This is a genomic window from Neoalteromonas facilis (assembly GCF_002807665.1).
GTDB lineage: Bacteria > Pseudomonadota > Gammaproteobacteria > Enterobacterales > Alteromonadaceae > Alteromonas_E > Alteromonas_E facilis.
Genome location: NZ_PEAY01000001.1, coordinates 339,070 through 360,414 on the forward strand (window position 1 = coordinate 339,070; position 21,345 = coordinate 360,414).

A 21,345-nucleotide genomic window follows, 5' to 3' on the forward strand; every position below is an offset into this window, starting at 1 on the left:
TTGGTTCAGGCATTTTTTCCAGTGATATCTACGAATAAGTATAGTGGAAAAAGCTGAGTTTTGATGGCGTGTGATTACTTTGTCAGCGTTTTAAGCTGAATATCGCCTTGTTCGTCACCATCCTTGAATTGCTGTAAACGTACCAGAGTGTAGTCTAATGCTGGTGAGAACCAAGCGAATGTTTCTCGTGAGCTAGATCCTCTGTCAATTTTCAATTTGATACTGTCGACCATGCCATAGGGTAGGGCAAGTTGTTCTTTACTCACGACTTTTATCAAGTAGCTTCTTGGTTCGCCACGATAATTAATAAAGTCATAGCGCATTTCCTTTTTACCCTGCGCTAATTGACGAGGCACATCGATGCGAAATAGCTGATTATCAAGTTCACCTTGCCATTCTTGAACGCGTTTACCATCAACTAATATGCTCTTCGAGTCTTCGTCGAACTTGGCCGAAAGCTCCTTGTCAGGGCCCGTACCAGTGCGTTTGTAGTGATATTCATCTGCAACGATGTTGTCGCCGTCTATATGAAAAATAGAGTGTTCATAACGTTTATCTGACAAAAAGAATTTGCTGACTTTAGAGCTGTAGGTGAGTGAATACTGGGAATACCCTAAGTGTTGAAGTTCGAGTGTTGCGCCGCCAATGTCATCGCCAAACCTAAACGCAACATATTCTGCTTTAAAGGGCTTAATTGACGTGTCACTTTGTAACTCGGTTGCCCCAACCGATACTGCCAATACGCTACCTAGTATTATACTAATCAGCGGCAAAACCGTTTTCGGGGAGAATTTGATCATCTAATACAGCCTTATCTTTTATTTTTTTTAGCCGACCTTCACAAAACCACTTTACCACAAGTGGGTATATTTGTTGCTCTTGCGTTTGAACTCGTTGTGCCAGAGTTTCAGCGTCATCCTCAGCAAATACCGGCACCTTGGCCTGCAGGATGACGGGACCGCCATCAAGCTCTGCCGTAACAAAATGAATACTGCAGCCATGCTCTGAGTCACAGGCTTCAATAGCGCGCTGATGCGTATTTAATCCTCGGTACTTGGGCAACAAAGATGGATGAACGTTCAAAAGAATGTCACCAAAACGTTGAATAAAGCCTTCGCTGAGGATTCGCATGAAACCAGCTAATACAATGCAGCTTGGCTTGAATGCCTCAATTGCAGCGGTTAGGCGCTCATCGTAGGATTCACGAGATTCACCTTTAACCGCCTCAACTAAAGCAGAAGGAATGTTTGCACTGGCTGCACGCTCTAGCCCATAAGCATTTGCTTTATTAGATATGACGCCGCAAATGCTTGCTTTTATATGGCCTTGGGCAACTGCATCGATGATGGCCTGTAGGTTGGAGCCATTTCCAGAGATGACAACGACAATGCGCGCTGGAGTTACATCGGTCATGTTAATTGATCACAACACTTTGCTCATCAGATTTCGGCACGATAGTACCAATCTGCCAAGCATCTTCCCCATGCTCAGTTAAGATATTGATAGCTTGCTCAACAGACTCTTGAGGTAGCGCAATGATAAGACCTACACCGCAGTTGAAGGTGCGGTACATTTCTTTTGTGTCAACATTGCCGGCTTGTTGTAGCCAAGAGAAAATTTCTGGCCATTGCCAGCTATTGCCGTCTATGCTCGCACAGTAATTGTTGGGTAAAACTCGCGGAATATTTTCCCAAAAACCACCACCAGTGATATGCGAAATCGCATGCACTTCAACTTGCTCTAACAATGTGAGTACAGATTTAACGTATATTTTGGTTGGTGTTAATAGATGGTCTGCGATGGAGCGGTCACCTAACGGTTGCGATAGGTCGGTGTTGTCGACTTCAAGTATTTTTCTGATTAATGAATAACCATTTGAGTGCGGTCCAGATGAGGCTAATGCGATTAATGCATCGCCGTCACTCACTTTACTGCCATCTATTACATCTTCAGCTTCTACGACACCCACACAGAATCCGGCTACATCATAGTCATCACCGTGATACATGCCTGGCATTTCAGCGGTTTCGCCGCCGATCAATGCGCAACCTGATTGAATACAACCTTCACCAATACCAGTAACCACATCAGCAGCCGTATCGACATTGAGTTTCCCAGTTGCGTAGTAATCTAAGAAAAATAAAGGCTCTGCACCTTGTACGATTAGGTCATTGACACACATTGCAACCAAATCAATACCAATGCTGTCATGCTTACCTAGGTCCATAGCCAGTCGTAGTTTAGTGCCAACACCATCTGTACCGGATACGAGCAACGGATTTTTATACTTTTGTGGTAAAGAACACAACGCTCCAAAACCACCTAATCCACCCTTAACTTCTGGACGGTTAGTACGTTTGGTTACAGACTTGATCCGTTCTACCAGCTGATTACCTGCGTCAATATCGACTCCAGCATCTTTATAGCTTAACGCGGTTTTATCGTTGCTCACGGTGTTTCCTTTAAGATTACTATCGAAATTTGCGCGAATTCTACCAGCTACGGCTGCGATAACCAATCACACAAATAAATTTATTAACGGATGCAAATAAAACGTAAATCGATAACAATAGGCGTCTGTTTTATTTATTAAATGAAGTAATGCGAAGACTCGTAATAGGCGCATTTATTGTATTTGCCTCATTAGTAACCCCATTAAGCCAGGCACAGGCACCTCGAGTAGGCGATTCAAGCGTGCTTGATACACATGTTGTAAAGATCCCGGTTGCGAATCAATCTGCTGATGAGCAGCGTAGGGCTGTGAGGAAAGCGTTTCGTCAAGCGATACTTAAAATGTCAGGTAATCGCGCCCAGTTTAACCGTAGCTTATGGCGATCATTTGAAACTCAAGCGACTGTATTTTTAAAAGCTTATCAATATGAAGTGGTCAATAATGAGCTATTTATAGTGGCGACTTTCGACAAATTGCGCATGCAAACGCTTCTACGTGAAAATCAACTCAAAATATGGAGTGAGCGTCGACCCGACAGCATTGTATGGCTAACATTGTTCGAGCCAAATGCAGCAGACAATATTGTTGTATCTGAAACATTACCGAATGAGTTTAATCAAATAGTCCTGCGGGTTGCAGAAGAAAGAGGGATCCCGATCACCCTTCCAATATTTGATATAGAAGATGCTAATACAGTGTCGGTTTATGATATTTGGGGTCGCTTTACTCGACCAGTTGAAGCCGCCAATCAGCGTTATGGGATCAATCATGCCGTTATAGCCAGAGTGCGTAAAACACCTAATTATGACCCTGATGTGCTGAAGGAACGAATAGAAGCAATTAAGGCCAATGCAAGTGAAGAAGATTTCGCGGCCATTGATGAACTATTGAGTGAAAACCTTTCAGCATTGCCCGTTGGTAATGATGAACCCGTTATAACTACAGGCGGTGATAACGCGTTTGACTCAGATGTTGGTGAAGCGCAGGTTGCTGAGAGCTTTAGCATTAATGAAGACGATGATGTACTAGGCGAGCCTGACGAGTTGGAGGCACCTCCATTATTCAGTTATGAAGAATTTCAAACATTGTTGTCAGACTTGCAACCATTTCAATTAGATTTCACCTTTATAATCGATGGGCAGGTGATCAGCGGAAATGTTGGGGCTGAGCAACCTCACGAGTTGGTCGAAGAACTGGTTAACCGTTATGCCGATACATTGGCAGAGCGTTATGCGATTGATGCAATTCAAAGTGATGAAGATCTAACGCGTGTTACCATCAAGGTTAATAATATTCAAAACTTAACCGACTATCAGCAAGTTTATTCGTTGTTAAGTACGATGAGTGTGGTGAAGCAAGCAAGTTTACTCGCTTTTATTGGCCAGGAGGCCACCTTTGAATTGCGGTTATTTGCTGATACGACACAGTTGGTTGATGCGTTGGTGTTAGATGGTCGTCTTAAACCTAAAGTTGATGCCTTTGGCAACGTCGTTGATATTCAAGAACTTACCTGGTCACAACAGTAAATATGCAATTAACGCTGCCCGTACAGTTGCCGGTCGAAAAGAAGCTCTCTAATTTTATTGTGGGCGAAAACTCGCCTTTAGTCGCGCATGCATGCGACGCATTGGAGAATCTATTAACCAATCAAAACGGGTATCAGCAATTGTATTTGCATGCAGAAAAGGGAAGCGGTAAAAGCCATTTTATGTATGCCATGTGTCATCGAGCCAATGAGTCCGGTATTGAAAGTTTTTATCTTTCACTCGCTAGGTGCGAAGATTATTCACCTGAGTTACTTGCCGGCTTTAGGGATATCCCCTTACTTTGTATCGATGATATTCAACACATATATGATAAAAAAGATTGGCAGGTCGCCATCTTTGATTTGATCAATCAACGGCGAGAAGTCGATTCAGGAGCGCTTTTTATTGCCAGTGATGTGACACTGGCACAGTTTCAATCCTGTGTTCCTGTCGTTTTGCCTGATCTACTGTCTCGTCTGCAGTGGGGCGCAGTATATGGTTTGAAGCCATTAACAGATGCGCAAAAACAAGAATTAATTGCGCTGCTAGCGGCAGTAAAAGGAATTAAATTTTCCGACAAAGCCATTAGTTACTTGCTAAACCATTGTGAGCGAAGTACACGCATTTTAGTTGATACTATTGAACGCCTCGATCAACGCTCTTTGCGTGAGCAAAAAGCGCTAACCGTAGATTTAATTAAACGAGAGTTAGGCTTGTAATCCTATTGTTGAGGCGGCGGCAACCAATGGTCCGGACCGTGTAAATTCTCTTCAGAAAAACTGCGTAAACGAGGCATTTCTCTTGGTAACCTTTGTAGCCCTTCACTCTGTACGGGAGCGCCAAGTATAACGTTGTCAAACCAACTCTTCGTAGGGTCTAGAAGTTCAGGTGACGGTAGTTGACTCTGGAGCAGCGGAACATTGAGCTCGGGCAGTACATTCTCAACGGCAAACCGCACGCGGGATTGTAAGCTTGTATCATTAATACGGTTTCGCTGTCCCCACGTGACTAATAAGTCATCATTATCCACGATATCGATAATGCCCACATCATTACTGGCGCCTAATCTATACAGCATCATAAAGCGCTCAAACAGGGTGGCGAAGTCTTCACGTTCATTGAGGTATGAGTAATAGCTAGGTGAAACATCAGGTTTGAAAAATTGTTCTATGTCAGTACCACGGTAATTCCGTTGCTGGTTCGTTGCGGTTTCCCCCGAAAAGCTAACCCGAGCTAGCGCTTTCATTTCATTAGAGTTTAAAGGATACGATGTGGGGATTTGATCAGATGTAGCTCCGTTACTTCTGAAATGAGATAAGGGGTTGTCATTCATACTCAGACCTGCCCAGCGACTAGGCGGAAAGAAGTCATTTGCATGACCTAGCTCGTGGTACATTAGCCAGCTAATTGACGCTTCCAAATCAGTAAATGAACGTTCCATTCTATCTGATTGTGGGTAACGGCCTGCTGGGTAATAGTCATCATTTTTTATGTAACGCCATGGAATAACAAAAGCAAGGTCATCGCCAAAATCGCTGCGATAATCGGGTCTGTCATTAAGCGTGTCGCGTTCTTCAGGCGTTTGCCAAAAATTATTACCATCAAGATAAATAGCACCTGTCGCGGTCCAATAGAAGGAAGGACGAACCTCATAGGAAATGACGACTGCAGTAGTGGCTCTGAGTAGTTGTACCATGTCTGCACCCGCCGCTGAATTGCGAAGGAATTGCTCAAAACGCTGGCCCATCCATTCATGTGAAACGAAGGTTCTGTCTAAAATATCATCTACCGTTGGCGTTGAGGTTACTTGGCCTATCAACGGCAGAACAGAAAATTGGCAGGTTGCTGAAATTTGATTGTTGTAAACACAACTCTCTAGTGCTGATGCGTATGGGCTATTGGGGCGATAAGCAAACATATCTGCACTAACTATTAAATTATTCGAAGGGAAGTAGCCTGATTCGTTAATATTGTCATCAACAACGGCAACTAATGCAGTGTCAACACCCGTTGTTTGGTCGGTGTAGATAATGGTTGCCTGATATTCGATTATTCTGTCTTCACTCACCGCAGGGGCGTCAAAAAAGACAAAATTAATATTGTCATCGTTAATGACCACGTTCTGCGCTTCAGGTCCTGTAATTTGTTCCCATTCTACAGTTTCTATTGTTTTCCCAGGCGCTGCATCGACCCTTAACGACACGCGCCCGCGTTCAGTTGCTGCATGATCTAAGCGTATATTGGCTGTCGCTTCAGTCGTGCCGTCTACAATGAGACTGAAATCAGCGGTTCTGGTACTGCCTGAAGTGGTGGTGACCGTCACCGTGAACTGATACTCCCCAGCTTGCTTTGCATCAAAACCAATGGCTTGAGTGTGTGCGGCAAGAATTTGAACGGTTGCGGGACCCGCAATTTGAGACCATTCGACGGTGGCAATGCCTACATCATCGCTTGTTGTTACAGCAAAGCCAACCGATTCACTTAATGCACTGTTGGTAACACCAAACAATGATAAACCGTCAGTTTCAAGTATTGGTGTAGCAGGCGTATCGTCTGGAACCGGCGTTGGCGGTGGCGGTGTAGGCGTATTGGGGGCAGGACCACTACCATCGGAAGATCCGCCGCATCCTGTTAGCGCTATTGCAATTAATGCAGGTGCGATAAAGTGAAACCCTTTGATACGCTGTAAGTTCATTGGCTTAACCTCGTTCATACTTGTCACGTTCTTCCTTCATGACGACCGATAATTTCTTTAACCCTTCTCCGAGCTCCTTACCTCTCATGCGCGCAAACACAGCACAACCGATAAACATGCCAGTGGCCAATACCAGTTCTATTAGTGCATACAACCACTCATGAGATTCGGCATACATTATGGTAAGACCGTGGATCAGGTAAAACATTACAATAAAATTTGCCCACGCGTGTGTGTAGGGCTTCCCTTTGATAACCCCAGGTAAAGGGAACACTAAAGGTGCGATGTATATGAGTAGGATAAACAACGTGCTGAATGCCTGTTCATCGCGCAAGTAGAAGTGCCACAGTGCTACCCAAAGCAATAAGCCTATATGACAGGTGAGTGCAAGAACACGATAAAATTTAGTAGTACTACTCATGAATTCCTCACTGTTATGGCCATTGCCATGTTCGCTAAACGTTTACCTTGTGCAATTGCCAGCGACTTTTCTTCTGTTGTGAGTTCCGCTGCAGGCTTGTTGTGTGATACATGACTCACTCCGTAAGGGGTGCCGCCACTAACCGTAGTTGATAAATCTGGCTCAGAATAAGGCAGGCCCATTATGATCATACCGTGATGCATTAGCGGAAGCATCATTGATAGCAAAGTCGATTCCTGACCACCGTGCATACTGGCTGTAGAAGTAAAGACGCAAGCGGGTTTATCAACTAATGCACCTTTTAACCAAAGGTCACTCGTACTGTCCAGAAAATACTTCATTGCGCCAGCCATATTACCAAAGCGAGTAGGGCTTCCTAGTGCTAATCCGGCGCAATTCTTTAAGTCTTCTTTACTCACATAAGGGGGGCCTTCATCCGGAATGAACGCCTGTGTATCATCTATATTGTTTGATACTTTCGGCACCGTTCTAATCATGGCGGTCATACCTTGAGCTTCGATCCCCTGCGCTATTTTTTCAGCGAGTTTTCGAGTGCCGCCTGATTGACTGTAATAAAGTACGAGAATATAACTCACAATAATTCCAATAGTGCTTCAGGAGGGCGTCCAATACGCGCGTGACTGGCCGTGATCAGTATGGGACGCTCAATCAATTTAGGTATACTCTCCATGGCTGCCAAAAGTTGCGATTGATCTGCATTTGCGAGGTTGTTTTCCTTATATTCAGCTTCCTTTACGCGCATCATCAAGCGGTAATCATCGATACCTAATTTTTTAGCAATGTCTTCTATCTGTGCCGTATTCAGAGGCTCTTTAAGGTATTCAATAACCTCAGGGCTAGCGCCATGCTCTTGCAATAGCGCTAGACCTTGTCGGCTTTTTGAACAACGTGGGTTGTGTAAATATTGCATAAAAATAAGTTCCAAAATCAATTCGTTACACAGTAGTATACCGTGTAATCGCAAGGGAGGTTCAAGTGCAAAAATGGTTATTTAGCATCGCAGCAGTTGTTGCGTTAGTTTTAGGTGTCTTGTTATACCAAGCAAACCTGTATGATTTTAAGACCCTAAGTGGTGAAAAGCACCGTTGGAGTTCGTTTTCGGGTGAGTGGGTTGTGGTGAACTATTTTGCCGAATGGTGTGCCCCGTGTTTGCGTGAGGTACCTGAACTAAACCTTTTTGCTGAGTGGACGGGAACACAATCAGATGTGCATTTAGTGGCAATTAGTTATGACGACTTGGATCAAGTAGCCTTGCAAGGGCTGGCCACCCAATACAACATGCAATTTGAACTGTTGTTGCCTACCGAAACCAAGTTTGTGCCGATAGATAAGCCACAATATCTGCCCGCTACTTTCATTATAAAACCTGACGGCAGTGTGACGCCGCCGTTGCTAGGCGAGCAAACATCGGCATCACTTCAAGCCGCAATCGCTCAATTAAAGCAAACGCTCTAGACGCTCTTTTTCATCTCGTAATTGTTGGATGCGTGCGCGTATACGCTGTTTCTCTAGATGGTCATCACCAGTGAAATTGTATGCGTGTTGTAATTCATCAATTGCTTGAGGGAAAGCTGCAAGTAAGTTCAAAACTTCCGCTTTCATTTGATGCATTTCTTTATATTTCTTCGCTTTCGCGTAGGCATCAGACAATAATTGATAACTCAGCATATGGTCAGGATTAATGAGCAGAAAATCGCGTAACAACTCAATGGCATAATCTAACTGGCCACTTTCAATCGCGGCATTGGCTAGGTTCAGTGTAACAACAGCATTGCGTGGACTGTATTTTAGCTCTTCTGCTAGCATTTCAACAGCAATGTCGGCTTTGCCCAGTGCAATTTCGATATCAGTTGCTGCATCTAAATAGAACAAATTACTCGTGTCTGTAGCAAGCAGCTCGTCGATTATGACTTTGGCTTCTTCTGGCTTGTCGCTGCGTAACAACGCTAAAGCAAGCCCATATTGCGCGGCTTGTGGTACTAGCTGGCGTTCAGTTACTGCATTCTGATAATACTCTAGTGCAATGTCCTTATCATATATGTAGCGAGCCTGAATACGCGCTTTAGCTAAATGAAAGGCAACACTTGGAGGAAGCCTCACTGCGGGTAAGCTATTGGCGCGGATCCGCGCGTCTGCAATTCGTGATTCGGGCAATGGGTGAGACAACAATCGAGCAGGGGGGCGTGACACGACTCTCATTTGCGCCGCTAACTTGCCGAAAAATGAAGCTGCAGCCGTAGGATCGTAACCTGCGCGTGCAAGCATCGTTATGCCAATGCGATCGGCCTCTTGTTCGTTTGAACGCGTATAATTTAACTGCATTTGCGCGGCCGCAGCTTGAGAAGCGCTAATAGCAGCCATACCCGCTTGCGGATCACGTGCAGCTATACCTAATAGAATTCCACCAATCATCGACGCTATCTGAAGTGGAGATGATCGTTGTGCTGATTGAATTCGCCTCGCTAAATGCCTTTGTGTAACGTGCGCCACTTCGTGCGCTAATACTGAGGCAACCTCACTTTCGTTGTCGGCATTGTAAATCAGGCCAGTATGTACGCCTATGTGCCCGCCATAAAAAGCAAACGCATTTATATCGGCATTATTGATCAGGAAAAATGTAAAAGGGAACTTGGCATTATCAGCGTGGATCACCAGTCGATTACCCAAATCCTGTATATATTGGGTGAGCACTGGATCGTTTATGATTGGCGCTTGTGCACGCATTTGACGCATGACGACATCGCCTATAAGCATTTCTTTATCTATGCTTACAGCATCGGCGGCAACAACCCCAATTTCGGGCAACGCATTTTTATCAATGCGACTGCTTTGTAATGCTGCTGCATTCGACACGAGGGTGAAGTAGCAAAAAGATAGAACGAATGCGAATGTACTTCGAATGGTCATGTGCGCGAAAAAATACCCTGTTTCAATTGCTTGTCTGTTACTAAGAACACTAATGGCATTAAATAGTTGCAATCTTTCTAATATTCTATGGGATATTAGTATTATGCTGATTGCTATTAGCCCCTCGCATACCCTATCATCCGACTACATTATTACTGATTAAGGTATTGCTCTGTCTATGCTAGGCGTTATTGACCGCTGGTACAAACGTAAATTCTCCGATCCTGATGCAATGATGCTGCTGGTTCTTATCATTATCAGCACGTTAATTTTGCTATTCTGGGGCAGTTTGTTAATGCCTGTAATTGTTGCCGTTGTCGTCGCTTATCTACTGGATTGGCTTGTGACACAAGCAGAAAAGGTGTGTATTCGGCGAACATTTGCCACGGCTTTGGTCCTAATACTGTTCTTCGCAGTTAGTGTAGTATTGTTAGTCGCATTACTCCCTGTCGTGACTAAACAAAGTGCCAACCTAATTAGAGAGATACCTGCTATCTGGCAGCAAGCACAGAGTTGGTTAATGACATTGCCCGAGAAGTACCCAAGTTACATTCAATATGATGCTATTGAACGTATGATGGGAGGGATAAATGAACGTGCTGTAGCAATTGGGCAAGAATTAATTTCGTTATCGTTTACCTCGTTGGGCAACTTAGCAGCTTTGTTAATTTATCTAATTCTTGTGCCGTTAATGGTGTTTTTTATGCTCAAGGACAAGCAAGTTCTTTTGCAGGGGGTGTCACGATTTTTACCCAAAGAACGCCGTCTAATAAATAAAGTTGGCTCTGAAATGAATACTCAAATAGCTAACTATATTCGAGGAAAGGTAATCGAAATCATTATTGTGGGGGCTGTTTCGGTCATCACTTTCTTGATCCTGGATTTACGATACGCGGTTTTATTAGGCGTACTTGTCGGCTTGTCCGTGCTCATTCCTTATATAGGCGCAGCGGTTGTAACCATTCCTGTCGCTGCTGTCGCTTTATTTCAGTTTGGTTTAACAACGCCTTTTTGGACCCTCATGATTGCCTATGCAATTATACAAGCATTAGACGGCAATCTATTAGTACCGCTGTTATTCAGTGAAGCGGTAAGCCTACATCCTTTGTACATTATTATCGCTGTACTTTTCTTTGGCGGTTTATGGGGCTTTTGGGGCGTGTTTTTCGCAATACCGCTTGCAACACTCGTTAAAGCGGTAGTCAATGCATGGTCCTCTACACCTATTGGTACTGAACCACAAACTACAAACGAGTAAAGTGAATAGACACAAAAAAAAGCAGCGTACGCTGCTTTTTTTTGTAACGTTATGCGGATAAGTAATCTAAGACAACTTGGTGATGTTCTTTCGTTTTAAATTTATTGAATACGTGCTCAACTGTGCCACTTTCATCTATTAAAAAACTTAAACGATGAATTCCATCATAAACCTTACCCATAAATTTCTTTTCACCCCACACGCCAAATTTATTAGCAACCGCATGATCTTCATCACTGAGTAATGTGAAATTCAGCCCTTCTTTATCAGCGAATTTAGCGAGGCGCGTTACGGAGTCAATACTAATGCCAATGACGCTAACATTCAGTTTTTTCAATGCGTCATTAACATCACGTAGTCCTTGAGCCTGAACTGTACAGCCAGGTGTCATCGCTTTGGGGTAAAAGTACACCAACACCTTTTGACCCGAAAAGTCGTCCAGTTTCACACTATTGCCGTTTTGATCAAGTAGCTCAAATTGAGGGGCCTTATCGCCCGCTGCCAAAGTTTTCATATTATTCCTGTGTTTGTTTATCGATCAGTTTACCGGATAGATTAAGTGACGAAAGCATGGTCATGATTGCTTGTTCAATGTCACTGACCGCTAATGTTTGCGGTGCACTTAGCATCATTTTACAGCGCATCATGTTGGCACCCGTTTGTTTATCGATATAGGTTTGTTGTCGCAATGCCGTCACGCTAATTTCGTATTGTGCGAACAGTGATGTAACGGCTTTTACGATACCGACAGAATCCACACCGCTAAATTCTAAACCGAGTAAATGTTCTAGGTTTTGCTTACAGTGCTCACTCGTACGCTTTAATATGGATAACAGATCATGCTCTTGGCAAAGGCGCGGCAACATAATTTCAGCTTTAGTGATAGCTGACTGGCCCCCTTCAATGATCATGGTCAATGAAAACTCTTTGCCAAAGATCGCTTGCCGGCTATCGAGTATGTTGCAACCAACTTCTGCAACACACTCTGCTAGAGCACTTAAAATACCCGGACGGTTCTGTCCGAGTACGGTAACGATTAACTGTAATTTCATGCAAGATTACGCACATGGGTTAAAAAGCAGGGCGATATTGTCCAGATTATGACAGGTGAGTGCAATATACCTGTAAAATTAATGATTAGAATGTATGGATCGCTTGTTTTTAAACGCGTCCATCATTACCATGTGCGCTCGCAGAAAAAGAGGTGAACATGTTTACGGGTAGTTGGGTCGCATTAGTTACACCAATGCACAGTGACGGTAGTGTTGACTACGCCGCACTTCAGCATTTAGTTGAGTTTCACATCGATGCCGGAACAGATGGCATTGTAGCAGTGGGTACGACGGGTGAGTCAGCGACGTTACCATTCGAAGAACATGTTCATGTAGTTAAAAAAACCGTTGAATTTGCTGGAAGTAAAATACCTGTAATAGCAGGCGCTGGCGCAAACTCAACGGAAGAAGCCGTATTTTTGTCAACTCAGCTCGCCAAAACCGGTGTAAAAGGTTTTTTAACTGTCGTACCTTATTACAATAAGCCGCAACAACGCGGCATGGTGGCGCATTTCACAAAGATTGCGCAAGCGACGGATCTGCCTAACTTACTGTATAATGTGCCCGGCAGAACCAGTGCGGATATGCTTCCAGAAACCGTTGCGGAGCTAGCTCAGTTACCGACTATTGTAGGCTTAAAAGATGCTACGGGTAATATTCAGCGCTTGCTAGATACTCAACCGTTAGTGCCTAATGACTTTGTTATGTTAAGTGGTGATGATGATTCCAGCTTAGCTTTTTTAAAAGCCGGAGGGCATGGGGTAATATCAGTAACCGCCAATATTGTGCCTGCGGAAATGGCAAAACTTTGCAAGTTAGTTGCTGAAGGCGCGGTTGATGAGGCTGAAGCATTAAATACGCACATAGCTAAATTGCACACCGATTTATTTATTGAGCCAAATCCCGTTATGCCAAAGTGGGCTTTGTATAAAATGAACAAGATCCCAAGTCCTGTTTTGCGTTTACCGATGGTTGAGCCGGAACTTGTGAGCCAAAAACAAATCGAAGCAACTCTACGCCAGTTAAAGTTAATAAATTAAGGTTTTCATGAAGAATTTAAGTTACGTCGTTAATGTAGGCGCGTCTATTGCGCTAGCGGTAGTATTAACGGGTTGTGCCAGCAAAGAAGAACGTGAGCTTGCATCTGGGAGCTATCGCTATACGCAAATGACACCAGGTCAAACCATTTCAATTCCTGAAGGTGTCGATGCGCCGGAATTTTCTAAGCGATATGAACTACCAGCGTTAGGTGAAAATGCCCCTCGGGATCTGGTTGGCGAAAAATTAAGAGTCGCTTCTCCTAGCCTTGTTATTCCAAGTGTATCGGGCTCTCATATTGCGGAAGGCCAGAGCTCAGCAACGATTTGGTTTGATAAAGTTGATGATTCTCAGCCACTCGATCAAGCCATTTGGAATTCATTACTTTCTTTCCTTGAAGAGCAGGGGATCGCTGTTGATAGTTTCGACAAAGAACAAGAGCGCTTAGTCACAGACTGGATGATTGTTTCTAAGGAAGAAGATGACAGTTGGTACGAGTGGACCAGCACCGAAAGTCAAATAGGGCGCCGTTTTGAGTTTAAATTAGATATGAAGCCACACGGTAGAAGTGCAGCGCTTAATGTTGAGCTTGTTGATTATCTAGAACAGAAAGGTGATGACGTAGCGGCGAACATCGATGCAATACGCGAACGCCGAGAAGAAGTTAATATTCTAAATCAGGTGATAAGCCATTACGACTATCAAATCAGACTTGCTACATCACGCAAAATCCAACAGATCCGTCAGGGTTTTGATATGCAAATGGGATTTGATGATGACGGTAATGCTGCGTTTGTTATTGATGCCGAATACGACATTGCATGGCCTAGAATGCAACTTGTGTTACGTAAACTTGGATTTGACGTAAAAGATTTGGATAAATCAAATGGATTACTGTTTGTAACGTATTCCGGTGCGCAAGAAAAATGGTGGGAAGGATGGTTCTCTAGTAACAATGAATTATTGTTAGATGAAGACGATTATCGCCTACAAATAAAAGCCCTTGGCCCTAAAACGTCAGTTACCCTCATGGATGATGAAAGCGAGCCGTTCACGGCAAATAGAGTTTCTGATTTATTTCCGCGCTTCGCAGAAGTCATGTCAGAGAATAACCTAGATATCTAATTTATAGAGAGATAGTTGCATGCAAAAGCGCGACGAATTATATCGCGGTAAAGCGAAAACGGTATTTACAACAGGTGAAGCTGATAAGTTGATACTTGAATTTCGTAATGACACGTCAGCATTTGATGGTGAGAAAGTTGAACAGCTCGATCGAAAGGGCGAGATCAACAACAAATTTAACCACTTCATAATGCAAAAGCTTGAAGCTGCAGGCATAGAAACACAGTTGATTGAACGTTTAAGTGATACTGAATCGCTTGTGAAAAAATTGGATATGATCCCGGTTGAATGTGTCGTGCGTAATTATGCTGCTGGTTCAATGTGCCGTCGATTGGGCGTTGAAGAGGGGATTGAACTTTCACCACCAACATTCGAGTTCTTTTTAAAGAACGATGCGCTGCATGACCCTATGGTTAACGAGTCCCACATTATTTCATTCAATTGGGCAACTCAGACGCAAATCGACGCGATGAAAGCGCAAACGCTAAAAGTAAATGATGTCTTGAAAGCGTTGTTCTCCGAGGGCGGAATGCTGTTAGTCGACTTTAAGTTGGAATTCGGGGTATATGAGGGGCGTATCGTTCTAGGCGACGAATTTTCGCCGGATGGTTGCCGATTATGGGATAAAGAAACACGCAAAAAGATGGATAAAGATAGATTCCGTCAGGGCCTTGGCAGCGTCGTTGAAACCTATATAGAAGTTGCTGAACGTTTAGGCGTCCCGCTGTAAAGTATTTTATTACAAGTAAAAAGAAAACCCGACTGATGTCGGGTTTTTTATGTCAGGTTAACGAATGACAACCTGCATATATCAGTAAAAAAGCCGAGATAAACCCAGGCTAATTTTGTTAATTCATTCTCGGGTAATCAAACACTGCCTTCGGTTTCAACCACCAAAATCCTTGCTTCTCCAATAGGATGAGCGACGTGTTCAGTACCAATGGAAGCATAGAATATGTCACCCACATTTAATACTGCCATACGTTCATGTTGTCCTTCTTTATAAAACATCTTTACGCTTCCATCCAACACCACAAAAACTTCCTCACCATCATTCACGTGCCACTTGTAGGGCTTATCTGTCCAGTGAAGGCTTGTGGAAATATTGTTCATACTGGCAATTTTTTTAGCACCCCAAGGTTTCTCTGCAACAAATTCTTTGCTTCTTATTATGTCCATTTTTGGCCTACTCATATTGTTAACATTGGCAATAATTGACGACCCAACACTCTGCGTTATAACAAGGTGTCGATTAAGTTAACCATGTTACGTTAGGCAGAGCGGCTAGGCTCATATCCATCGTAACGCGGTAAATGGGCGTCTAAATCGTCCCAATTTGCTCTAGATGATACAAAGTTGTGAGAGATTGGACGTTCAACGATGGGTGTATCAAAAATACCCAGTCTTACGCGCAATCGAGTTTTATCTTCAGCGTTTGAGCTATAAACCGGGGAGGCGCACTTGGAACAAAAATGTCTTATTTTTCCTGGTGTGCGCTCATAGCCGGTGAGTAACTCTTCAGGATCAGATACAGCGAAATCAGCAGTATTCACGAAACCATTCGTTGCATAAGCTGTACCGCTGTTTTTTCTACACAGTGAACAGTGACAATGGATAATGCTACTAATCGGGCCATTTAGCTCTACGCTTATAGCACCACACAAACAGGAACCTTTATACATGTTTCAATCCTTTGATGGCTATAACTATGTGATTGGACCTACGCTATTAAACAGTAGTCGATGATAAAAGCGGGTATGGTAATAGTATCATTGAAGTTGGTTGTCATAGAGTGGTCGCATTATTAAATTTAGGCCTAGTTGACAAGTAGTGTGAGGTCACTGGTTGCTTTAGTGCAACAGGGTAGAATTTCGTCATCATCAATAAATGCTAAAGGATCGGTAGTGTAGGCCACCGTCCCGCTCTTAATTTTGCAGCGGCATGCGCCACAAAAACCATCACGGCAATGGAATTGAACATCAATCTGATAGCGCTCTAATGTTTCGAGTAACGTTTCTTTCGGCGCTGGATTGAGTGTTTGCGTGTCACCATTATCGTATTTGCCATCAATAACGGTGACACAGAAAGGCATTTCGTCCTTGTCTGTCACTCGAACCCTTACTTATAGTTCAAAATCTTCAAAGTCATTTACACTCACTTCTGAGTCTATTTGACCCACCAAGTAAGAGCTGATTTCAGACTCTTGTGGTGCAACTTGAACATTGTCTGAACTCAAATAGTTGTTCATCCAAGGCAATGGATTATCTTTAACGTCAAATGGTGGCTCCATACCAATAGCCGACATTCTATGGTTTGCGATGTACTCAACATATTGGCATAAAATATCTTTGTTTAGACCGATCATAGAGCCGTTTTGGAACAAATAATCTGCCCACTCTTTTTCCTGCTCAACTGCTTTTAAGAAAATGGCACGGGCTTCGTCTTTTAATTCCTCAGCAATTTCAGCCATTTCTGGATCGTCTTTACCACGCGCCCACAAATTAAGAATATGCTGTGTCGATGTTAGGTGAACATTCTCGTCACGCGCGATAAGGCGAATGATTTTAGAGTTTCCTTCCATCAACTTGCGTTCTGCAAATGCAAATGTACAAGCAAAAGAGACGTAAAAACGAATGGCTTCCAATGCATTGACTGAGTTTATACATAAGAACAGCTTCTTCTTTAACTCTCGGATAGTCACATTATGGACTTCTCCGTTTATCGTGTGTTTTCCTTCGCCTAGGGTTTGCCACAACTGAGTATAAAAAATCAGGTCGTCATAGTAGCGACTAATATCACTGGCTCTTTTCTTGATCTCTGAATTCACAACGATATCGTCGAAAACGTTACTTGGATCAGTAAACAGGTTTCTCAATATATGTGTGTACGAGCGAGAGTGAATCGTTTCAAAGAACGACCAGGTCTCAATCCAAGTTTCCAACTCTGGAATCGATACAATAGGGAGTAACGCTATATTGGGGCTTCGACCTTGAACAGAGTCAAGCAGGGTCTGATACTTCAAATTTGAAATGAAAATATGCTGCTCGGCCTCGCTTAGCTTCTGAAAGTCTACGCGGTCCTTACTTACATCTACTTCTTCTGGACGCCAGAAAAAGCTGATTTGCTTTTCAATGAGTTTTTCAAATATCTCGTGTTTTTGTTGATCATAACGCGCAACATTTACAGGATTCCCCATGAACATGGGTTCACTTAATGTATCAGTAACTGTTTGGTTAAACGTTGTATATTTCATGGAAACCTATTCTTTTATCGATTCTACGTACGAGCGTTTTAGTATCTTGCTAGGGGCCTGCGTTAAATTTTGCAGGCGCCTCCCGCACAATCGTCATCTTCAGCCATCACAACTTCAGTGGCTTGAGGTTTTTTAACACCCGTTGTTGTAGCGCTTGCGCTTGTTGCATCAGATGCACCGTCGCGAGTGTTATGGTAGTAAAGTGTTTTAACACCCAGTTTGTAGGTGGTGAGAAGGTCCTTAAGAAGTAACTTCATCGGAACTTTACCGCCATCGTATTTGCTCGGATCATAGTTAGTGTTGGCAGATATTGTTTGGTCAATGAACTTCTGCATGATCCCAACTAATTGTAGATATCCATCATTTGACGGGATTTCCCACAACAGCTCGTATTGATCTTTTAATCGCTCATACTCCGGCACAACCTGCTTAAGTACGCCGTCCTTACTCGATTTGATACTGATATGGCCGCGTGGTGGTTCAATACCGTTGGTAGCATTTGAAATCTGAGACGATGTCTCTGACGGCATTAGGGCCGACAATGTACTGTTACGTAGCCCGTACTCGACGATGTCTTTACGTAACGCATCCCAGTCATAATGCAGTGGTTCGTTGCATATCGCGTCGATTTCCTTGCGGTATGTATCAACAGGCATCAAACCTTGAGAATAGGTTGTCTCATTAAACTTAGGACAAGCTCCTTTCTCTTTAGCTAGATTGTTAGATGCCTTGAGTAGGTAATACTGCATTGCTTCAAACGTGCGGTGTACCAAGCCGTTAGCACTGTGATCAGAGTACTTAACGCCATTTTTAGCTAAATAATAAGCAAAGTTAATGACACCTATACCCAAGGTGCGGCGACCTTCAGTTGCATTTCGTGCTGCGGGTACAGGGTAATCCTGATAATCCAACAGGCAATCCAACGCTCGAACGGCTAGGTCAGCAAGTTCATCAAATTCGTCCAAGCTCTCAATCGCGCCAAGGTTGAATGCAGATAGCGTGCACAATGCGATTTCACCTTCTTCATCATTTACGTGTTGAAGAGGTTTAGTAGGCAAAGCGATTTCTAAACAAAGATTGCTCTGACGCACAGGAGCAAGTTTCGGATTAAACGGACTGTGCGTATTACAGTGGTCAACGTTTTGTAAATAGATACGGCCTGTACTTGCGCGCTCTTGCATAAATAAACTGAAAAGCTCAACCGCTTTTATTTGCTTCTTACGAATACTTGGGTCATTTTCGTATTGCACATATAAACGCTCAAATTCGTCTTGATCAGCAAAGAACGCGTCATACAAGCCAGGCACGTCAGAAGGACTGAATAGTGTAATATCCTGATCCTTGATCATACGTTGGTACATTAGCTTGTTGAATTGCACACCATAATCTAAGTGGCGCACCCGGTTTTCTTCTACGCCACGGTTGTTTTTCAATACCAGCAAAGATTCTACTTCTAAGTGCCACAATGGGTAGAATAGGGTAGCAGCACCGCCGCGCACACCGCCTTGTGAACAGCTTTTAACAGCAGTCTGAAAGTATTTATAAAATGGTAAACAACCTGTGTGGAATGCTTCACCGCCGCGGATAGGGCTGCCCAAAGCGCGGATACGCCCTGCATTAATACCAATCCCTGCGCGTTGACTAACGTATTTTACGATGGCACTCGCTGTTGCGTTAATAGAATCAAGACTGTCTCCCGTCTCAATCAATACACAGCTGCTGAACTGGCGCGTTGGAGTACGAACACCGGACATAATCGGAGTTGGTAATGAAATTTTAAATGTAGATGTCGCATCGTAAAAACGCTTGATGTAATCAATACGCGTTTCTTTTGGATATTCAGCGAATAAACAAGCCGCGACTAGAATATATAGGAACTGAGCGGATTCATAAATTTCACCGGTAACACGGTTTTGTACGAGGTATTTACCTTCTAGCTGTTTAACCGCCGCATAACTGAAGTTCATGTCTCGCCAATGATCGAGGTAAGCGTCGAGGTCGTCTAACTCTTCTTTGCTGTAATCTTCGAGGATGTGCGCGTCATATTTACCGGCGTCAACCATGTTTTTGACATGGTCATACAATTTGGGTGGCTCGAATTGGCCGTACGCCTTTTTACGCAAATGGAAAATAGCTAAGCGAGCGGCTAAATATTGGTAATCAGGTGCATCCGTCGATATCAGATCCGCAGCTGACTTGATCAATGTTTCGTGGATAACTTCTGTGCTGATACCTTCGTAGAATTGTATCTGCGCTTTTATTTCAACTTGAGAAACTGACACATTACTAAGGCCTTTCGCTGCCCAGGTAATGACCTTGTGAATTTTATCGAGATCGATTGCTTCTTTCTCACCGTTACGTTTAGTGACATACAGATTGTTATTCATGATGTTTAGCCATTCGTTTTAGTTAGCGCACGACACAGGGAGCGATATAGCTCAATACGAGTATCGGATTTTTATTTTATTGATTATGTAGCCGCTGCTTTTTTATACGTTTTTTGCGAGCAACTGAAACACAAGATAGAGCGGTTTTGATAAATGCGCAACCCAATATATAGGGATTTTATGAAATAAAAACTGGCATCAATTTTTAGTTAGTGGAGACTCACATTATATGGCTTTTCTTATAGCCGTTTACTAAAGATCAAATAGTTTTTTAGGCCTAGAACGAAATTTTTCTAACTTTTATAAAACCTATAGATTATCGATATATAGGTTTTCTTGATTTAAATAAACACAATATGTAGTGCCTAGGCGACTAAGCACTACAATGTAAAATATAGTTCACATCAAGATTTTTATCAGATAAGAAGTACTGTTGTAGTAATGGATTAAAGTGCAACCCTGTTGCCGCTGACGGTTGAAGCTGAGTGTCGTCGATCATATTCATCAATTCAGCCGGTTTAATAAACTTGCTATGTTCGTGCGTTCCTTTTGGTACTAGGTTAAGCACATATTCAGCCCCCACTATCGCCATTAAATACGATTTTAAATTACGATTTAGGGTAGAGAAGAATACATGACCGCCGGGTTTCACAAGCTTCGCACACGCTCTGACAACGGACGCTGGATCTGGAACATGCTCCAGCATTTCTAAACAGGTTACGACATCAAACTGTTGTGCTTGTTGAGTGGCAAAATCTTCAGCGGTAGAGTGAAAATACTGTACGCTTACCTGACTTTCTAAACCGTGTAACTTTGCGACCTCTAGCGCATCGCTAGACATATCAATTCCAGTAACCTGAGCGCCAAGCTTTGCCATCGATTCAGATAAAATGCCTCCACCACAACCAACATCGCAAATGTTCAGTCCAAATAAGCCATTGGTTTGTTGTGCTATCCAGTTAACGCGCAATGGATTTATTTGATGTAACGGTTTGAATTCGCCTTCAAGATCCCACCAACGCGATGCTATATCGGAAAACTTCTTAATTTCTTGTTCATCTACGTTAGTGGTCATTATTTGCTCATTTTTAGTTATAAATCCTCGATATTATTAACGATTGCAATTCACGTCGTAAAGCCTTGCTTAAAAGTTTTAAACGAAGCGCATCTAAGGCTACAGTTTGTAATTTTGTAATGGTACACTCGAACG

At 43.2% G+C, this 21,345-nt stretch carries 23 protein-coding genes; 7 read left to right on the top strand and 16 right to left on the bottom strand.

Features of this window, described 5'->3' with window-relative positions; genetic code table 11:
- Positions 1-74: 74 nt before the first annotated feature.
- The 3 genes from CSH93_RS01480 to purM are packed head-to-tail and all read right to left on the bottom strand — an operon-like array spanning position 75 to position 2,452.
- Positions 75-740 carry a DUF3108 domain-containing protein gene (locus CSH93_RS01480; protein ID WP_240615461.1) on the bottom strand — a complete coding sequence of 222 codons (666 nt, stop codon included), beginning with the start codon at positions 738-740 and terminating at the stop codon, positions 75-77.
- Between the two features lie 19 nt (positions 741-759).
- On the bottom strand, positions 760-1,413 hold the full coding sequence (gene purN, locus CSH93_RS01485; protein WP_100641240.1) for a phosphoribosylglycinamide formyltransferase: 654 nt from the start codon (positions 1,411-1,413) through the stop codon (positions 760-762).
- 1 nt (position 1,414) lies between these two features.
- On the bottom strand, positions 1,415-2,452 hold the full coding sequence (gene purM / locus CSH93_RS01490) for a phosphoribosylformylglycinamidine cyclo-ligase (RefSeq protein ID WP_100641242.1): 1,038 nt from the start codon (positions 2,450-2,452) through the stop codon (positions 1,415-1,417).
- A gap of 149 nt (positions 2,453-2,601) precedes the next feature.
- Here purM and CSH93_RS01495 point away from each other — a divergent pair, with 149 nt between their 5' ends.
- Together CSH93_RS01495 and hda are read left to right on the top strand one after the other, a co-directional pair.
- Positions 2,602-3,978, top strand: coding sequence for a DUF2066 domain-containing protein (locus CSH93_RS01495; protein WP_100641244.1), 1,377 nt, complete (start codon positions 2,602-2,604; stop codon positions 3,976-3,978).
- Positions 3,979-3,980: 2 nt separating this feature from the next.
- Complete coding sequence (hda, locus tag CSH93_RS01500) at positions 3,981-4,697, top strand: DnaA regulatory inactivator Hda (protein WP_100641246.1); 717 nt, start codon at positions 3,981-3,983, stop codon at positions 4,695-4,697.
- Between the two features lie 2 nt (positions 4,698-4,699).
- On the opposite strand, the gene CSH93_RS01505 is transcribed toward hda, so the two are convergent.
- Genes CSH93_RS01505 through arsC form a run of 4 tightly spaced genes read right to left on the bottom strand, consistent with a single transcriptional unit; the run spans position 4,700 to position 8,025 of the window.
- Positions 4,700-6,691 (bottom strand): PKD domain-containing protein, encoded by a 1,992-nt coding sequence (locus CSH93_RS01505; RefSeq protein WP_100641248.1) that lies wholly within the window; start codon positions 6,689-6,691, stop codon positions 4,700-4,702.
- Positions 6,678-7,094, bottom strand: a complete 417-nt coding sequence (locus tag CSH93_RS01510; RefSeq protein ID WP_100641250.1) for a DUF2069 domain-containing protein — start codon at positions 7,092-7,094, stop codon at positions 6,678-6,680. Before CSH93_RS01510 ends, CSH93_RS01505 begins: the two co-directional genes overlap by 14 nt.
- Entirely contained in the window at positions 7,091-7,693 is a 603-nt protein-coding gene (gene wrbA / locus CSH93_RS01515; RefSeq protein ID WP_205663203.1) for an NAD(P)H:quinone oxidoreductase, read from the bottom strand. The genes CSH93_RS01510 and wrbA overlap by 4 nt, the downstream gene beginning before the upstream one ends.
- Positions 7,687-8,025, bottom strand: coding sequence for an arsenate reductase (glutaredoxin) (gene arsC, locus CSH93_RS01520; RefSeq protein ID WP_100642305.1), 339 nt, complete (start codon positions 8,023-8,025; stop codon positions 7,687-7,689). The genes wrbA and arsC overlap by 7 nt, the downstream gene beginning before the upstream one ends.
- Before the next feature lie 65 nt (positions 8,026-8,090).
- Here arsC and CSH93_RS01525 point away from each other — a divergent pair, with 65 nt between their 5' ends.
- The gene (locus tag CSH93_RS01525) at positions 8,091-8,570 is read left to right on the top strand and encodes a TlpA family protein disulfide reductase (protein ID WP_164078269.1); all 480 of its coding nucleotides are present in this window, start codon (positions 8,091-8,093) and stop codon (positions 8,568-8,570) included.
- Here CSH93_RS01525 and bepA read toward each other — a convergent pair.
- Complete coding sequence (gene bepA / locus CSH93_RS01530; protein WP_100642306.1) at positions 8,553-10,022, bottom strand: beta-barrel assembly-enhancing protease; 1,470 nt, start codon at positions 10,020-10,022, stop codon at positions 8,553-8,555. The two genes, CSH93_RS01525 and bepA, sit on opposite strands and share 18 nt — an antisense overlap.
- A gap of 178 nt (positions 10,023-10,200) precedes the next feature.
- Here bepA and CSH93_RS01535 point away from each other — a divergent pair, with 178 nt between their 5' ends.
- A complete protein-coding gene (locus CSH93_RS01535; RefSeq protein WP_100641255.1) occupies positions 10,201-11,280 on the top strand; it encodes an AI-2E family transporter in 1,080 nt (359 codons plus the stop codon).
- Positions 11,281-11,329: 49 nt separating this feature from the next.
- Here the strand turns inward: CSH93_RS01535 and bcp are convergent, their stop codons facing one another.
- Together bcp and CSH93_RS01545 are read right to left on the bottom strand one after the other, a co-directional pair.
- On the bottom strand, positions 11,330-11,794 hold the full coding sequence (bcp, locus tag CSH93_RS01540; protein ID WP_100641257.1) for a thioredoxin-dependent thiol peroxidase: 465 nt from the start codon (positions 11,792-11,794) through the stop codon (positions 11,330-11,332).
- A gap of 1 nt (position 11,795) precedes the next feature.
- Entirely contained in the window at positions 11,796-12,332 is a 537-nt protein-coding gene (locus CSH93_RS01545; RefSeq protein ID WP_100641259.1) for a glycine cleavage system transcriptional repressor, read from the bottom strand.
- 158 nt (positions 12,333-12,490) lie between these two features.
- Here CSH93_RS01545 and dapA point away from each other — a divergent pair, with 158 nt between their 5' ends.
- From dapA to purC, 3 genes are read left to right on the top strand one after another with little or no spacing between them, the layout of a single operon-like run.
- Positions 12,491-13,372 carry a 4-hydroxy-tetrahydrodipicolinate synthase gene (dapA, locus tag CSH93_RS01550; protein WP_100641261.1) on the top strand — a complete coding sequence of 294 codons (882 nt, stop codon included), beginning with the start codon at positions 12,491-12,493 and terminating at the stop codon, positions 13,370-13,372.
- Between the two features lie 7 nt (positions 13,373-13,379).
- Positions 13,380-14,495, top strand: coding sequence for an outer membrane protein assembly factor BamC (bamC, locus tag CSH93_RS01555; RefSeq protein WP_100641262.1), 1,116 nt, complete (start codon positions 13,380-13,382; stop codon positions 14,493-14,495).
- A 19-nt stretch (positions 14,496-14,514) separates the two neighbouring features.
- Positions 14,515-15,225, top strand: a complete 711-nt coding sequence (gene purC, locus CSH93_RS01560; protein ID WP_100641264.1) for a phosphoribosylaminoimidazolesuccinocarboxamide synthase — start codon at positions 14,515-14,517, stop codon at positions 15,223-15,225.
- Between the two features lie 137 nt (positions 15,226-15,362).
- Here purC and CSH93_RS01565 read toward each other — a convergent pair whose 3' ends face one another.
- From CSH93_RS01565 to ubiG, 6 genes are all read right to left on the bottom strand, one after another.
- On the bottom strand, positions 15,363-15,674 hold the full coding sequence (locus CSH93_RS01565) for a cupin domain-containing protein (protein ID WP_100641266.1): 312 nt from the start codon (positions 15,672-15,674) through the stop codon (positions 15,363-15,365).
- Between the two features lie 92 nt (positions 15,675-15,766).
- Positions 15,767-16,177 carry a GFA family protein gene (locus CSH93_RS01570; protein ID WP_100641268.1) on the bottom strand — a complete coding sequence of 137 codons (411 nt, stop codon included), beginning with the start codon at positions 16,175-16,177 and terminating at the stop codon, positions 15,767-15,769.
- Between the two features lie 134 nt (positions 16,178-16,311).
- Positions 16,312-16,587, bottom strand: a complete 276-nt coding sequence (gene yfaE, locus CSH93_RS01575; RefSeq protein WP_100641270.1) for a class I ribonucleotide reductase maintenance protein YfaE — start codon at positions 16,585-16,587, stop codon at positions 16,312-16,314.
- Between the two features lie 30 nt (positions 16,588-16,617).
- Positions 16,618-17,748 (bottom strand): class Ia ribonucleoside-diphosphate reductase subunit beta, encoded by a 1,131-nt coding sequence (gene nrdB / locus CSH93_RS01580; RefSeq protein ID WP_100641272.1) that lies wholly within the window; start codon positions 17,746-17,748, stop codon positions 16,618-16,620.
- A 62-nt stretch (positions 17,749-17,810) separates the two neighbouring features.
- Entirely contained in the window at positions 17,811-20,135 is a 2,325-nt protein-coding gene (gene nrdA, locus CSH93_RS01585; protein WP_100641274.1) for a class 1a ribonucleoside-diphosphate reductase subunit alpha, read from the bottom strand.
- Positions 20,136-20,508: 373 nt separating this feature from the next.
- Positions 20,509-21,210, bottom strand: a complete 702-nt coding sequence (gene ubiG / locus CSH93_RS01590) for a bifunctional 2-polyprenyl-6-hydroxyphenol methylase/3-demethylubiquinol 3-O-methyltransferase UbiG (protein WP_100641276.1) — start codon at positions 21,208-21,210, stop codon at positions 20,509-20,511.
- Positions 21,211-21,345: the final 135 nt, after the last annotated feature.